This window comes from Pseudomonas sp. B21-047 (assembly GCF_024748775.1).
Classification (GTDB): domain Bacteria; phylum Pseudomonadota; class Gammaproteobacteria; order Pseudomonadales; family Pseudomonadaceae; genus Aquipseudomonas; species Aquipseudomonas capeferrum.
Genome location: NZ_CP087169.1, coordinates 3,151,170 through 3,163,832, shown reverse-complemented (window position 1 = coordinate 3,163,832; position 12,663 = coordinate 3,151,170). Strand labels below are relative to the sequence as shown.

Annotated in this window: 16 protein-coding genes; 9 read left to right on the top strand and 7 right to left on the bottom strand. The window is 63.3% G+C overall.

Annotated elements, in window-relative coordinates; translation table 11 throughout:
- Positions 1–31 precede the first annotated feature (31 nt).
- Complete coding sequence (locus tag LOY26_RS14285) at positions 32–1,984, bottom strand: FAD-dependent oxidoreductase (protein ID WP_186655774.1); 1,953 nt, start codon at positions 1,982–1,984, stop codon at positions 32–34.
- Between the two features lie 176 nt (positions 1,985–2,160).
- On the opposite strand from LOY26_RS14285, the gene LOY26_RS14280 reads away from it, so the two are divergent.
- The 6 genes from LOY26_RS14280 to LOY26_RS14255 all read left to right on the top strand — a co-directional run bounded on the left by LOY26_RS14280 (position 2,161) and on the right by LOY26_RS14255 (position 6,227).
- Positions 2,161–3,204, top strand: a complete 1,044-nt coding sequence (locus LOY26_RS14280; protein ID WP_095064408.1) for an ABC transporter substrate-binding protein — start codon at positions 2,161–2,163, stop codon at positions 3,202–3,204.
- Entirely contained in the window at positions 3,185–4,000 is an 816-nt protein-coding gene (locus LOY26_RS14275) for a class II aldolase/adducin family protein (protein WP_258713674.1), read from the top strand. Before LOY26_RS14280 ends, LOY26_RS14275 begins: the two co-directional genes overlap by 20 nt.
- 186 nt (positions 4,001–4,186) lie before the next feature.
- Positions 4,187–5,074 (top strand): EamA family transporter, encoded by an 888-nt coding sequence (locus LOY26_RS14270; RefSeq protein WP_047583026.1) that lies wholly within the window; start codon positions 4,187–4,189, stop codon positions 5,072–5,074.
- 55 nt (positions 5,075–5,129) lie between these two features.
- Positions 5,130–5,450, top strand: coding sequence for a YbjQ family protein (locus LOY26_RS14265; RefSeq protein ID WP_186665076.1), 321 nt, complete (start codon positions 5,130–5,132; stop codon positions 5,448–5,450).
- A gap of 138 nt (positions 5,451–5,588) precedes the next feature.
- On the top strand, positions 5,589–5,777 hold the full coding sequence (locus LOY26_RS14260; protein ID WP_033698317.1) for a hypothetical protein: 189 nt from the start codon (positions 5,589–5,591) through the stop codon (positions 5,775–5,777).
- Between the two features lie 138 nt (positions 5,778–5,915).
- On the top strand, positions 5,916–6,227 hold the full coding sequence (locus LOY26_RS14255) for a hypothetical protein (RefSeq protein ID WP_047583027.1): 312 nt from the start codon (positions 5,916–5,918) through the stop codon (positions 6,225–6,227).
- A gap of 46 nt (positions 6,228–6,273) precedes the next feature.
- Here LOY26_RS14255 and LOY26_RS14250 read toward each other — a convergent pair whose 3' ends face one another.
- Both LOY26_RS14250 and ampC read right to left on the bottom strand, forming a co-directional pair.
- Positions 6,274–6,606, bottom strand: a complete 333-nt coding sequence (locus tag LOY26_RS14250; RefSeq protein WP_033698313.1) for a hypothetical protein — start codon at positions 6,604–6,606, stop codon at positions 6,274–6,276.
- A gap of 297 nt (positions 6,607–6,903) precedes the next feature.
- A complete protein-coding gene (gene ampC / locus LOY26_RS14245) occupies positions 6,904–8,052 on the bottom strand; it encodes a class C beta-lactamase (RefSeq protein ID WP_258713673.1) in 1,149 nt (382 codons plus the stop codon).
- 109 nt (positions 8,053–8,161) lie between these two features.
- Between ampC and LOY26_RS14240 the strand changes: the two genes are divergently transcribed.
- Positions 8,162–9,154, top strand: coding sequence for a bile acid:sodium symporter family protein (locus LOY26_RS14240; RefSeq protein WP_033698311.1), 993 nt, complete (start codon positions 8,162–8,164; stop codon positions 9,152–9,154).
- Positions 9,155–9,197: 43 nt separating this feature from the next.
- Here LOY26_RS14240 and LOY26_RS14235 read toward each other — a convergent pair whose 3' ends face one another.
- Complete coding sequence (locus tag LOY26_RS14235) at positions 9,198–9,791, bottom strand: DUF4157 domain-containing protein (protein ID WP_047583028.1); 594 nt, start codon at positions 9,789–9,791, stop codon at positions 9,198–9,200.
- Complete coding sequence (locus LOY26_RS14230; RefSeq protein ID WP_186655763.1) at positions 9,778–10,341, bottom strand: TetR/AcrR family transcriptional regulator; 564 nt, start codon at positions 10,339–10,341, stop codon at positions 9,778–9,780. The genes LOY26_RS14235 and LOY26_RS14230 overlap by 14 nt, the downstream gene beginning before the upstream one ends.
- Positions 10,342–10,429: 88 nt before the next feature.
- Here LOY26_RS14230 and LOY26_RS14225 point away from each other — a divergent pair, with 88 nt between their 5' ends.
- Positions 10,430–11,161, top strand: a complete 732-nt coding sequence (locus tag LOY26_RS14225; RefSeq protein ID WP_186655761.1) for an SDR family oxidoreductase — start codon at positions 10,430–10,432, stop codon at positions 11,159–11,161.
- A gap of 28 nt (positions 11,162–11,189) precedes the next feature.
- Positions 11,190–11,804 carry a 2-hydroxychromene-2-carboxylate isomerase gene (locus LOY26_RS14220; RefSeq protein WP_186655757.1) on the top strand — a complete coding sequence of 205 codons (615 nt, stop codon included), beginning with the start codon at positions 11,190–11,192 and terminating at the stop codon, positions 11,802–11,804.
- Here LOY26_RS14220 and LOY26_RS14215 read toward each other — a convergent pair.
- Complete coding sequence (locus LOY26_RS14215; protein WP_371856430.1) at positions 11,777–12,001, bottom strand: hypothetical protein; 225 nt, start codon at positions 11,999–12,001, stop codon at positions 11,777–11,779. The genes LOY26_RS14220 and LOY26_RS14215 overlap by 28 nt on opposite strands.
- Before the next feature lie 77 nt (positions 12,002–12,078).
- Positions 12,079–12,624 (bottom strand): cupin domain-containing protein, encoded by a 546-nt coding sequence (locus LOY26_RS14210; protein WP_027594799.1) that lies wholly within the window; start codon positions 12,622–12,624, stop codon positions 12,079–12,081.
- Positions 12,625–12,663: the final 39 nt, after the last annotated feature.

Here is a 12,663-nt window from a genome sequence, read left to right as displayed (position 1 = left end):
GTCCATCGGGAAAGCGGCAGTATGTACAGCCTCAGAGCGCCCAGGCAACCGTCAGGCCATCGTGAATCGCCTCTTCTGCAGTACGCGGCGCCAGGCAGTCGCCGACGCGCCGCACTTCCACCAGGCCGTCCAGTTCCGCCGCCAAGGTGTCATTGGGCTGGTGGCCCAGGCACAGCACCAGGGTGTCGATGCCTTCAAAGATCATCGGTTCGCCGCTGGCCGTGTGCTGCAGGTACACGGTGTTGTCGTCGCAGCCGTAGAGGCGGGCGTAGGGGGTGATGGGGATGCTCAGGCGATGCAGTTCGCCGGCCAGTTGATCGCGTACATACAAGGGCAGGTTCTCGCCACAATGGGTGCCGTTGACCGCCAGTTGCACCTGATGCCCCTCGCGCATCAGGCGCTCGGCGATGCCAGGGCCTATCCAGTCGCAGCGCCAGTCGATGACCAGTACTGAACGCCCGGGTTTGACCTCGTTGCGCAACACTTGCCAAGCATCCACCACCTGCAGGTCACCGGCGCGCTCGAACGCCGGCCAGTAGGGCGTGGCGCCGGTGGCGGCGATCACCAGGTCAGGGCGCTCGCGCTCGACCAGTGCGCGGTCGACCCGCGTGTTGCGCACCACCTCCACGCCTGCCAAGGCCATTTCCCGTTGCAGGTTGGTGCTGGCGCCGCCGAACTCGCTGCGCCGTGGCAGCAGTTGTGCCAGCAACACCTGGCCGCCCAGTTGCGGGCCGGCTTCAAAGAGTGTGACGTGGTGCCCGCGCGCGGCGGCGACGGCTGCTGCCTTCATGCCGGCCGGGCCGCCGCCTGCCACCAGGATCCGTTTGGGCGAAGGGGTTGGCGTCAGGTGGCCGTATTGCAGTTCGCGGCCGGTTTCCGGATGCTGGATACACGAGATCGCTAGGCCGCGATGGAAGTGACCGATGCAGGCCTGGTTGCAGGCAATGCAGGCGCGCACGTCTTCGACCTGGCCGTGCTCGGTCTTGGTCGGCATCAGCGGGTCGCAGATCAGTGCGCGGGTCATGCCACACACGTCGGCCTGGCCACGCGCCAGGATCAGCTCTGCCTCCTGCGGCTGGTTGATGCGCCCGGTGACGAACAGCGGAATGTCCAGGCGCTGTTTGAACGTGCCGGCTTCGCGTGCCAGGTACGCAGGCTCGATGGCCATGGGGGGGACGATATGCACCGCACCGCCCAGCGACGCTGAGGTACCGGCGACGATGTGCAGGTAGTCGAGCTGGCCTTGCAGCGCCTCGGCGGCGGCCAGCGACTCGTCCTCGCTCAGGCCTTCGCTGTCACGTTCGTCGGCGCTGATGCGCAGGCCGACGATGAACTGCTCGTCGGTGGCAGCACGCACGGCTGCCAGCACTTCGCGCAAAAACCTCAGGCGCTGCGCCAGGTCGCCGTTGTAGCCATCGGTACGCAGGTTGACCCGCGGGTTGAGAAATTGCGCGGGCAGGTAGCCATGGCTGGCCACTACCTCGACGCCATCCAGCCCCGCCTGGTATAGGCGCCGCGCCGCGCTGGCATAGCCCTGGACGATTTCATCGATCATCGCCTGGTCCAGCGCGCGCGGCATCACCCGGAAGCGTTCATTGGGCACCGACGAGGCTGAGTAGGCGACCGCCAGCAAGCCATCGGCAGACTCCATGATCTCCCGCCCAGGGTGGAACAGTTGCGAGAGCACCACCGTACCGTGCTCATGGCAGGCTTCTGCCAGGCGCCGGTAGCCTTCGATGCAGGTATCGTCGGTGGCCATCAGTACGTGCGAGGTGTAGCGGGCGCTGTCGTGCACACCGGCCACCTGCAGCACGATCAGGCCGACGCCGCCTGCAGCCCGTGCACGCTGGTAGGCGATGAGCTTGTCGTTGACCAGGTTGTCGGTGGGCAGGCAGGTGTCATGTCCCGTGGACATGATGCGGTTTTTCAGGCGTTTGCCGCGAATCTGCAAGGCTTCGAACAGGTGGGGGAAGGCGGTTTGCATACAGGCGGCTCCGGTGTGGTGTTGTTCTTGTTTTGGTTATGAAAGTGTAGCGACAGTAAAAAATCAACTTGTTTTTTTACTTGGGCGCAGCTAGGTTTTCATCACCCTCCGAGGAGGGCGTGACCTCACAACAACAAGAAATCGGGCCCCACGGGCACCGGCAGGAGGAAACCTCGATGCATGCATTCCCTCGCAGTACCGGCCTTTGCGCAGCGCTTCTGGCTTTGGGGCTAGGCAGTGCGCAAGCGGCGCCGCAAATGGTTGTAGTCGGCTATGGCGGCGCCGGTCAGAAAGCCCAGGATGAGGCGATCTTCAAACCGTTCAGCGCCAAGGACGGCAGCCAGTTGATCCAGAGCGAGTACAACGGCGAAATGGCCCGCATCCAGGTGATGGCCGATACCGGCAACGTCGACTGGGACGTGGTGCAGATCGAAGGGCCCGACCTGATGCGCGGTTGCGATGAGGGCATCTACGAGCACCTCGACTGGCAGCGCTTGGGCCATGCCGCCGAGTTGATCCCGGACGCCGCCCAGGACTGTGGGTCTGCCGCGTTGGTGTGGAGCGTGGCGATCGCCTATGACCGCAACAAGCTGGCCCAGGCCCCGGCCTCGTGGGCCGACTTCTGGGACGTGCAGAAGTACCCGGGCAAGCGCGGCCTGCGCAAGCGTGCGGTGTACAACCTGGAGTTCGCCTTGTTGGCCGACGGGGTCAAGGTCGAGGATGTCTACACGGTGCTGTCAACGCCGGCGGGTGTCGACCGCGCCTTTGCCAAGCTCAGTGAGCTCAAGCCCTATGTGCAGTGGTGGGACGCCGGTGCCCAGCCGGCGCAGTGGCTGGCTGCCGGCGATGTGGTGATGACGTCTACCTACAGCGGGCGCATCGCCGTGGCGGCCCAGCAGGGCAGCCCGCTGGCACTGGTGTGGCCGGGCAGCCTGTATGGCATGGACTATTGGGCGATCATCAAGGGTTCGCGGCATGTCGACCAGGCCAAACGGCTGATCGCCTATGCCAACCAAGCCGATACCCAGGTGCGTTACGTCGAGCAGATCCCTTACGGGCCGACCAATACTCAGGCAGCGGCCAAGCTCGCGCCGTCCTTGGCCAGCTGGGTGCCGACGTCGCCGCAAAACCTGGAAGGGGCTTTGGCGATGAATGTGGAATTCTGGGTTGACCATGGTGAAGAACTGGAACAGCGATTCAATGCCTGGGCCAGCAAGTAACCTGACGTTCAATGCTGCCTCTCTACAGGACCAACGATACATGACCCTTACCGAACAGACCCTGCGCCAGGAGCTGGCTGCCTGTTATCGCCTGGTCGCCCACTTTCGCATGAGCGACCTGATCTTCACCCATATATCCCTGCGTGTGCCCGGGCCGGAGCACCACTTTCTGATCAACCCGTACGGTTTGCTGTTCGACGAGATCACGGCCTCCAACCTGGTAAAAATCGACCTGCATGGGCAGCCTGTAGCGCCGACCACGCACCCGGTCAACCCGGCCGGGTTCGTCATCCACAGTGCTATCCACGCAGCCCGTGAAGACGCCCACTGCGTGCTGCACACCCACACGCGTGCCGGTTGCGCGGTGGCGGCGCTGGCGTGCGGCCTGTTGCCGGTGAACCAGATGTCCATGGAGTTCCATGGCAAGGTGGCTTACCACGATTATGAAGGTATTGCCCTGGACCTGGATGAGCAGCAGCGGTTGGTCGCCGACCTGGGGGACAGGCCGGTGATGATCCTGCGTAACCATGGGCTGCTGACAACCGGCCGTAGCGTTGCCGAAGCCTTCTTGCGCATGTACTACCTGGAAAAGGCCTGCGAGATTCAGTTGGCGGCGCAGAGTGCCGGGCAGCTGATACTGCCGCCTGCCGCCGTGTGTGAACGGACCGAGCGGCAGTTCAATGCACCGATGCAGGGGCTGAAACAGGGGGAGTTGTCGGACCCGGATGCAGTGGCGCTGGCATGGGGGGCATTGCTGCGGATGCTCGAGCGGGTGGCGCCGGGTTACCGGGACTGAGGCCTGGCGGGCCAGCGCGGTTCCTGTAGGCGCGGCCTTGCCGGGGCGCCGGACCGGTCGGAAGGGGGCGCAAAGCGCCCCCGCACTGTTGCGCAACCCTGCCCCCTAACTGTGCTGGTCCCTCGAAAAGGAATAGCCTTATGCTGTAACGAAATATGTCTAGCTCGCCTGAAGAAGGATGTCGCAATGCCGCTCAAGGACCTGCTGATCGCCCTGGTGGTGATTGTTGCGTGGGGAGTCAACTTCGTGGTCATCAAGGTAGGCCTGGATGGCCTGCCGCCGATGCTGCTGGGGGCATTGCGCTTCTTGTTGGTGGCCTTCCCGGCAGTGTTGCTGGTCAAGCGGCCGAAGCTGCCGTGGCGCTGGCTGATCGCTTATGGCGTGACGATTTCCCTGGGGCAGTTCGCCTTCCTTTTCCAGGCCATGTACAGCGGCATGCCGCCTGGGTTGGCGTCGTTGATCCTGCAATCCCAGGCATTCTTCACGCTAGGGTTTGCCGCGCTGTTTCTGGGCGAGCGACTGCGCCTCGCCAGCCTGCTGGGGCTGCTGGTGGCCGCCAGCGGCTTGGCGCTGATCGGCAGCGAGGATGGTGGCCATGTGCCGATGCTGGCGCTGGTGCTGACCCTCTGCGCGGGCGCGATGTGGGGCGTGGGCAACATCATCACGCGGCGTTTCGGTTCGGTCGACCTGGTGGCGCTGGTGATCTGGGGTGGGTTGATTCCACCGCTGCCGTTTCTGGCGTTGTCGTGGTGGCTGGAGGGGCCTGAGCGCATCGGCCATGCCCTGGCCAACATTGGCTGGAGCTCGGTACTGGCGTTGGCGTACCTGGCATTTGTCGCCACCATGCTCGGCTATAGCCTGTGGAGCACATTGTTGTCGCGCCACCCGGCCGGCAAAGTGGCGCCGTTCTCGTTGCTGGTGCCGGTTATCGGCCTGAGTGCTTCGGCGTGGTTGCTCGGCGAGCGCCTGACCGAGTTGCAGGGCTGGGGGGCGCTGCTGGTGATGCTTGGGCTGCTGGTGAACGTGTTTGGCGCCAAGATCGGCCAACGGTTGCGGGCGGCTAGTGCGCACTGAGGGCCGGGTGCTCTGTTAGAATCGGCCCTTTTCGCCAGGCCAACGGAGCACCGTCATGATTATCTCTACCACCAGCCAGCTCGAAGGCCGTCCTATTGCCGAGTACCTGGGCGTCGTCAGCTCCGAATCGGTGCAGGGCATCAACTTCGTGCGCGATTTCTTTGCCCGTTTTCGCGACTTCTTCGGTGGCCGTTCGCAAAGCCTGGAAAGCGCCCTGCGCGAGGCCCGCGAGCAGGCCACCGAGGAGTTGAAGGCGCGGGCACGGCAGTTGCACGCCGATGCAGTGGTGGGCGTGGACTTCGAAATCAGCATGCCGTCGGTGCAGGGTGGCATGGTCGTGGTATTCGCCACCGGCACGGCGGTCAGGTTGAAATAAGGCATTGTGCCACTGGTCGGCTCCAGAGTTTTAGTCTGGGCGGTCCGCAAATGACCAGCTAGTCTCACTTTTACCGGGCGCGTTCACCTAGGCAACGTATCTGCTTGCCGACGCGACCTCACTGGAGGGAGACAGGGCATGAGCGAATCCTTTTTCGAAGACCTGAACGACGCATTCCCGATCAACAGCCAAGTGCGTTGCGGCCAGTCGGCATTCCGCCTGGGTTTCGCCCACATGACGCTGGATGATTCGGAACAGCTTCAGCCTGCACATCTGCAGCGCAGCAAAAAGGGCCGCTTCATGCCGCGGGTTCCGCTGAAAAAGTGATCCCGCTCCAGCAACCCCGCCGAACGGCGGGGTTTTTGTTGATATTCGTTGACGCTGCTCATGGCATCGCCGGGTTGCACTCGCCGGATAGCCGTGGATGTGGTTTTCTGGCGCGGCATTTCAGCAAAGGGAGATCGAATGCTCATGCGAGTCAGGGAAGAGACCTATTGGCAGTGGGCGGACGCTCAACTGCACAGCCGCAGCCACGATGAAGCGCTCAGTGACGGCACCACGCTCGACGTGCAGGTGCGCCTGTCGCGCCTGGGCGCTACCCAGCTGTTTCTCGGTATCTACGCTGGGAATGGCCGGGCATTGCTGGAAGAGTATTACCCAGCGCGCCCGGGTGAGACCATGACCCGGGCGTTGGTCTGGGGCGTCGAGCGGGCCCGCGCGCTGGCCACCGGCGCATTGCCCTTGCCAGCGATGGCGCGCACGCGTCGGCGGGCATGAAAAAGCCCGGCCTTTGCGGGCCGGGCTCCATGGTGGGTGAGGCCACTCAGTTGAGTGGTTCGATCACCTTGACTGCCCCCCGCTCACGGGCGGCGGGCCATTCTTGTTGCAGGGTCTGCAGGACGCGGCCAACGAACTCGGTGTCGGCGGCGGCCTTCTTGCCGACGTAGCCCTGGCCACGTCGGTAGACCTTGAAGCGTGCACGCATGCTTGGCAGGTGCTCTTCGAATTCATCTTCGATGGTGTTCGGTGGCAGGCGGTCGAGACGCACCTCACCGGTCTGGCTGACCCACAGCAGATGGTCGTCGAGGCTGTCTTTGCGCACGGCGAACAGCTGGGCCAATTGGTCGATTGTGGGATTGTTGTTCAAGTTCATCATAAAGCCCCCATTACCCATTCGTAGGTGATTTTCACAGTTGGCGCTACCACGGTGTAGCGCACTACCAACGCTGCTACAGCAGCATCGCAACAGGGGCTTTCACACGCTGCCTTTTGGACAGTTCCCTCTCCACGGACGGCCTGCGTTACCGCGCAGGCCGTCTGGAACACCCTTGCCACCGCTCCCGATCGGGGAGACAGCCTCATCATGCCCAAGGGCGATGAACGGCGTCAACCGTTTTGTAGTGAATATTTTTTGTCACTACATCTTGTCCGACAATCCTGCCGGAAGGGCCTGTCAGTGGTCGAGGGACGAGAGAATCCGGTACGCGGCGCGCACGCGTGCCTCGTTGGGATAGTTGCGGTTGGCAAGCAGTACGATGGCTTTGCCTTGCGCCGGAATGAACGCCACATAGGCACCGAAACCGTTGGTGGCGCCGGTCTTGTTGTACCAGGCGTCAGGCACGGCCGGGAGCTCGGGGTCGAGGCGGCGGGTGGCCTGTGGCGCAAGGGCGAACTTGGAGCTGTTGCCATTGACCAGGGTGTCGAGTGACGCCGGGTAGGGGTAACGTTCCCAGCCCAGGCCTTGGGTCATGCTACCGACCTGGAAGTAGCCGGCCTGGGTAATGGCGGCAGCCTTTTGCAGGGTTGGCGCAAGTTCGGCCGGCTGCATGTGCAGGCGCACGTAGCGCAGCAAGTCGGTGGCGTTGGTCTTGATGCCATAGGCCGCATCGGCAAAGGGCCCCGAGCTGACGCGCACCGGCTGGTCATGCGCGTCGTACCCTTGCGCATAAAGCCGCTGTGCATCGGCCGGTACGTGCAGGTAGGTGTGCTTGAGGCCCATTTGCGGGAGAAGCCCCTCGGTCATCAGCTCGGCGAAAGGGCGCTGCTGCGCGCGCGCCGCCAGGTCACCGAACAACCCCAGGCTGGGGTTCGAGTAGCAGCGCTGGGTGCCGTGTTTGGCAACGGGTTGCCAGTGGCGGAAGAAGGCCAGCACCTGTTCGTCTGTGTGCACCGCGTCGGGGAACTGCAATGGCAGGCAGTCGGCGCTGTAGGCACCGAATTCCAGCACGCTGGCTTCGCCCAGCGGTGTGCCGGCCAGGGCGGGCTGGTAGCGCTGGGCAGGGGCCTTTAGGTCAAGCTTGCCTTCGGCGCTGGCCAGCGCCGCAAGCGTAGCGGTGTAAGTCTTGCTCAGCGAGCCGACCTCAAACAGGGTATCGGCGCTAACCGGCGAGTTATCCGCCTTATTGGCCACGCCATAGTTGAAGTAATGCGCCTGGCCATCGGCGTACAGCGCTACCGCCATACCGGCGATTTTGTGTTCCTGCATGAGCGGCTGGATGACCTCGTCTACCTGGGCCTGCAGCGGATTGGCCGCCTGCGCGGTGATTGCACTCATGGCCAGTGCAGCCGCGAGAGGGAAGGGCGCAAGGCGATAGCGTGGCATCAAGTAGTCCTTTGTCCGTTGAGCGATACCGGTGGGGGTTCCGGCGTTAGCGAAAAATAAACCGAGACCTTATCGTCTGCCGTTGCATAACGACAAGACGGAAACTGTTATGAAGTATTTGCGCATGTTATTCGACAACTTCACCCTGGCCTTGCTCGGGGTGGTGCTCATCGCCACTGTGCTGCCCTGCTCGGGCGACGGGGCGGTGTATTTCGGCTGGCTGACCAACCTGGCTATCGGCCTGCTGTTCTTCCTGCACGGTGCCAAGCTGTCGCGCGAAGCGATCATCGCCGGCGCCGGGCACTGGCGCCTGCACTTGCTGGTGTTCTCCTGCACGTTCGTGCTGTTCCCCTTGCTGGGGCTGGCGTTCAAGCCGTTGTTCGTGCCGCTGGTGGGCAACGAGCTGTACCTGGGCGTGCTGTATCTGTGTGCGTTGCCAGCCACGGTACAGTCGGCCATTGCCTTCACCTCGCTGGCCCGCGGTAACGTGCCGGCAGCCATTTGCAGCGCGGCGGCTTCCAGCCTGCTGGGTATCTTCCTCACGCCACTGCTGGTGATGATGCTGCTGGGCGCCAGCGGTGATACCGGCTCGGGGCTGGATGCGGTGCTGAAGATCACCCTGCAGCTGCTGGTGCCCTTCGTAGCCGGGCAGATCGCCCGCCGCTGGATTGGCGCGTGGGTCAAGCGCAACGCGCGCTGGCTCAAGGTCGTGGACCAGGGCTCGATCCTGCTGGTGGTCTACACCGCCTTCAGTGAGGCGGTGGTTACCGGACTGTGGCACACGGTGTCGCCACAACACTTGGCGGGGCTGTTTGTGGTGTGCGGGATCTTGTTGGCGGTGGTGCTGTACGGTACCCGCTTGCTTGGCAAACTGCTTGGCTTCGACCTGGAGGACCGCATCACCATCCTGTTCGCCGGCTCGAAGAAGAGCCTGGCCACTGGGGTGCCGATGGCTCAGGTGCTGTTCGTGGGCAGTGGCATTGGCGCGATGATCCTGCCGCTGATGCTGTTTCATCAGATCCAGCTGATGGTCTGCGCGGTGCTGGCGCAGCGTTATGCCAGCCGTGAGGGGTTGGCCGAAAAGGCTCCTGCGGCGTCATGATGTGTGTGTAGGAGCGGCCTCGCCGGGAGGTCGCTCCTGCACGTTACCTTGCCTGGCCGGAACTGCGCTCTCGGAGCGCCTTGGCCACTTCGGCCTCTATCTTGTAAGCGGGCCCTTCAAGCTCATTGAAATCACGCGTGTAGCGCCGGGCGAATTCTTCTAGCCCCAGCGCCTGGTATTGCTGCACGTGCATGAGCTCGTGCGCCCACAGGGCCACATTGTCTTGCGCATCGCTGGCATGGCGAAAGATGATCGTGTCGATCAACGTCACCGCATTCACGTCGGGGTTCTGCAGCATGGCATTGGCTGCGCTCATCTGCTGTTCGTCGCCCACCCTGAAGCGGACGGCATCGAGCACGGCGAAGTCATACCAGGGCTCGAGCTGGGCGCGGATGTGCAGGGGGATCGGTTCACTACCGCTGGCATTGGCTTCGTCGCGGGCCTGGCGCAATGCGTAGGCCAGGCTGGTCGACGCCATGGCTTCCACGTCCTTGAGGATCTGCCCGGCCTGCCCTGGGTCGACCGGGGCGCAAAAACACCCCATCAGGCATACCTGATACTGCCCCGGTGGGCAGGCTTGCTCGGCCAGTACCGGCGCACTCAGGCACAGGCCAAGCAACAGGTTAACGGGTTTCATTCAAGGCCTTTTCAACGAAGGTGCGGCTGGCGTCCAGCACCTGCGATTGCACCGCCTCACTGGCCAGCATGCGCCCGACCAGCAACGCGCCGACGCATTGGCTGATCAACACCCAGGCCAACGCTTCATCCTCCAGTGTGGCAGCCCAGGCCTTGTGCAGGTCGACCAGCCAATGCTCGGCCACCTCTCGCACTGCAAGGTCTGCCCGGGCGATTTCCACCCCTAGCGGCGGCAACGGGCAGCCACCTTCGGCATTGTGCAAGTGAGCCATGCTCAGGTACTGCTGCAGGCAACGGCCAAGGCGTTCGCGGCTGGCGCCTTGGCTGGCCAGGCGTGCCAGTGGGCTGTTGCAGAGTTCCTGACGCACCACTTCGGTGAACAGATCATCCTTGGACGGGAAGTGGTTGTAAAAGGCACCGCCGGTCAGCCCGATGGCCTTCATCAGCCCGGCCACGCCGGTGCTGGTAAAGCCACCGCGTTTGGCTAGCGCACCGCTGGTGGCCAACAGCTTTTCGCGGGTTTGTTGCTTGTGCTCGCTGGAATAGCGCATTCATGAACCTCTGCGCGCTGGCTTGACGATGGGGCCGATCATAACATAGCGTTCGTTTACTAAACGATCATTCACCAAAGAGGCGCACATGACTCGACAACAAAAAGTAGTGCTTGTGATCGGCGCGGGGGATGCCACCGGGGGCGAGATTGCCAAACGGTTCGCCAAGGAGGGCTACGTCGCCTGCGTCACCCGCCGACAGGCTGACAAGCTGCAACCGCTACTGGACGAAATACGCGCAGCAGGCGGCCAGGCCCATGGCTTTGGCTCCGATGCGCGCAAGGCAGATGAGGTGGCTGCGCTGGTGGAGACCATCGAGCGTGATATTGGCCCGATCGAGGCGTTTGTCTTCAATATCGGCGCCAATGTGCCTTGCAGCATTCTCGATGAAACGCCACGCAAGTACTTCAAGATCTGGGAAATGGCCTGTTTTGCCGGGTTTCTGACCGCTCAGGCAGTGGCCCGGCGCATGGTGGTGCGTGAACGCGGCACGATTCTGTTTACCGGCGCTACCGCAGGTACACGGGGTGCCGCTGGCTTTGCCGCATTCGCCGGCGCCAAGCACGGCCTACGGGCGTTGGCGCAGAGCATGGCGCGCGAGTTGGGGCCGCGCAATATCCATGTGGCCCATGTGGTGGTGGATGGTGCCATCGATACCGCGTTCATTCGTGACAGCTTCCCCGAGCGCTACGCCCTGAAGGACCAGGATGGCATCCTTGACCCGGCTCATATTGCCGACAGCTACTGGTTCCTTCACGCCCAGCCGCGAGACGCCTGGACATTCGAACTGGACCTGCGCCCCTGGATGGAACGCTGGTAAGCCCCCTCATCGATCAAGGACCGTACCCATGACCAATACCGTCGAATTCTTCTTTGATCTTGGTAGCCCGGCCAGCTACCTGGCGTGGACGCAACTGCCGGGTATGTGCGCCCGCCAAGGCGCAACGCTGCACTACCGGCCCATGCTGCTGGGCGGGGTGTTCCAGGCCACCGGCAATGCGTCCCCGGCAATGATCCCGGCCAAGGGTCGCTACATGTTCACCGACCTGGGGCGCTTCGCTGCCCGCTACAGTGTACCGTTCGGGCTGCCGCCGGGGTTTCCGCTCAATACCTTGATGCTGATGCGCGGGGTGATCGGCACGCAGTTGCAAGACCCGCAGCGCTTCGAGGCGCTGTTGAGGGCATTGTTCACTGGGATGTGGGGCGAGCGGCGCAATCTGGGTGACGCGGCAGTGTTGCAACAGACCCTGGAACAGGCGGGCTTCGACATTGCCGCATTCAGTGCGCTGGCCGGCGATGTGCAAGTGAAGGCTGCGCTCAAGCAGGCGACGGAGGATGCGGTGGCGCGCGGCGTGTTTGGCGCACCGACCTGCTTTGTTGGTGATGAGATGTTCTTTGGGCAAGACCGCCTGGACTTTGTCGAGGACGCGCTGCGTCAGCGTGCCAGGCGTGTTTCCAGCTGAGTGCGCTCCCACAGGCTGAGCAGGTCGGCCGGGTTGGTGCCGTAGCGGTACCAGTCTTCAAGCCCGGCCTGATCGCCGTTGGGTGCCTGGCAGTGGACGCAATGGGCAAGGCCTTCAGCGTCCACGGCCAGGGTCATCTGCCAGCCTTCGATCGTCACATCGACCAGGCCATCGTGGCGGTGGGCGCTTATTTGCAGGGCGTGAACACCCAGGGCTGCGTCGCGCAAGCGCTGATACGCTTCCCGCGTGCTCACGGTACCGCTGCGGCTCACTGTCAGAAATTCGCCGGGGTATTGGCACTGATGATCTCGGCCTCATCCTGGCCGATGTTCTTGAAGCTGTGGGGCAGGGTGGTGGGGATGTAGTAGCCATCGCCCGAGTTGAGCACGCTAACCTGGCCATCGACCCACAATTCGACCGTGCCACGGGTGACCAGGCCGCACTCTTCGCCCTCTGCATGCACGATCGGCTCGCCCGAATCGGCGCCCGGTGCGTACAGCTCGCGCAACATGCGCATCTGCCGCGCCTCGACACTGGCGCCGACCAGCAGCATGCGCAGGCCGTTGCGGCCCAGGTCTGGTTGCTCGCTGGCGCGGAACACGAAGCGCTCTTCCCGTACTGGCTCGTCGAAGCTGAAGAACTCCGCCAGGCTCATCGGGATGCCTTCGAGCAGTTTTTTCAGGGAGCTGACCGAAGGGCTGACGCGGTTCTGTTCGATCTGCGAGATCGTCGAGTTGGTCAGCCCGCTGCGGCGGGCCAGTTCCCGTTGGGAGAGGTTGTTGCGTTCACGCACCAGTTTGAGTCGCGTCCCCGTGTCCATAGCCGCCTTGTAATCAGAGGTGTCAAAAATAATGAGCGA

Excerpts from the sequence above, each read along its gene's own strand:
- LOY26_RS14275 (WP_258713674.1), top strand. The coding sequence starts at position 3,185 with ATGCCTGGGCCAGCAAGTAACCTGACGTTCAATGCTGCCTCTCTACAG.
- LOY26_RS14230 (WP_186655763.1), bottom strand. The coding sequence starts at position 10,341 with ATGCGCTATTCCAGCGAGCACAAGCAACAAACCCGCGAAAAGCTGTTG.
- LOY26_RS14285 (WP_186655774.1), bottom strand. The coding sequence starts at position 1,984 with ATGCAAACCGCCTTCCCCCACCTGTTCGAAGCCTTGCAGATTCGCGGC.
- LOY26_RS14265 (WP_186665076.1), top strand. The coding sequence starts at position 5,130 with ATGATTATCTCTACCACCAGCCAGCTCGAAGGCCGTCCTATTGCCGAG.
- LOY26_RS14270 (WP_047583026.1), top strand. The coding sequence starts at position 4,187 with ATGCCGCTCAAGGACCTGCTGATCGCCCTGGTGGTGATTGTTGCGTGG.
- LOY26_RS14250 (WP_033698313.1), bottom strand. The coding sequence starts at position 6,606 with ATGATGAACTTGAACAACAATCCCACAATCGACCAATTGGCCCAGCTG.
- LOY26_RS14220 (WP_186655757.1), top strand. The coding sequence starts at position 11,190 with ATGACCAATACCGTCGAATTCTTCTTTGATCTTGGTAGCCCGGCCAGC.
- LOY26_RS14255 (WP_047583027.1), top strand. The coding sequence starts at position 5,916 with ATGCTCATGCGAGTCAGGGAAGAGACCTATTGGCAGTGGGCGGACGCT.
- LOY26_RS14280 (WP_095064408.1), top strand. The coding sequence starts at position 2,161 with ATGCATGCATTCCCTCGCAGTACCGGCCTTTGCGCAGCGCTTCTGGCT.
- LOY26_RS14235 (WP_047583028.1), bottom strand. The coding sequence starts at position 9,791 with ATGAAACCCGTTAACCTGTTGCTTGGCCTGTGCCTGAGTGCGCCGGTA.
- LOY26_RS14240 (WP_033698311.1), top strand. The coding sequence starts at position 8,162 with ATGAAGTATTTGCGCATGTTATTCGACAACTTCACCCTGGCCTTGCTC.
- LOY26_RS14210 (WP_027594799.1), bottom strand. The coding sequence starts at position 12,624 with ATGGACACGGGGACGCGACTCAAACTGGTGCGTGAACGCAACAACCTC.
- ampC (WP_258713673.1), bottom strand. The coding sequence starts at position 8,052 with ATGCCACGCTATCGCCTTGCGCCCTTCCCTCTCGCGGCTGCACTGGCC.
- LOY26_RS14260 (WP_033698317.1), top strand. The coding sequence starts at position 5,589 with ATGAGCGAATCCTTTTTCGAAGACCTGAACGACGCATTCCCGATCAAC.
- LOY26_RS14225 (WP_186655761.1), top strand. The coding sequence starts at position 10,430 with ATGACTCGACAACAAAAAGTAGTGCTTGTGATCGGCGCGGGGGATGCC.